The 557-nt window shown below is 58.5% G+C and carries 1 protein-coding gene; it reads right to left on the bottom strand.

Annotation, left to right across the window (positions count from 1 at the left end):
- A partial coding sequence (locus ACYQ1H_RS15540; RefSeq protein ID WP_460028945.1) for an ABC transporter permease occupies positions 1–490 on the bottom strand: 490 nt, incomplete at its 3' end.
- Positions 491–557: the final 67 nt, after the last annotated feature.

Raw genomic sequence — 557 nt, 5'->3', positions numbered from 1 at the left:
CTAGGGTAACGCCCACGCCAATGGCGAAGGCGGTTTCCACGGCCAGCAAGGGCAATACGGCCAGGAAAGGCCAACCCGGGAAATTCCCGGTCAGCCACAGGAAGATCGTGAAAATGCCAAAGATGATCGCAAAGTTGAGTCCGGCGCTCAGAACGACCACCGTCGGCAGGCAAAGCCTGGGAAAATTCAGTTTCTTGATCAGGTTGGCGTTTTCAATAAAGACGCTCTGGCCCCGCGCGGTGATTTCGGCAAACAGCCCCCACGTCAGGGTGCCGGCGCACAGATAGATGCTGTAAGCGAATGTCGAATCAACGCCAGGCAACTTGGCCCGCATGACGCTGGCAAAAATGACGGTGTAAACCACAATCATGGACAATGGCTGGATAAGCGACCACAAGGAGCCCAGCAGGGAGTTCCGGTACTTTGCCTGAAACTCGCGGCGGACATTCCCCGCGATGAACCCCCGATAGGCCCATAGCCGGCCAAGCATCACGGGTTACCCGCCAGTATCCCGGACAAGACGCCTGGCATTGCGCTAGGCATCGCGGCTGCGCCCG

It is taken from the genome of Methyloparacoccus murrellii (genome assembly GCF_054657115.1).
Note: the sequence above shows the minus strand (reverse complement) of the source record. Positions and strands in the feature narration are given on the sequence as shown.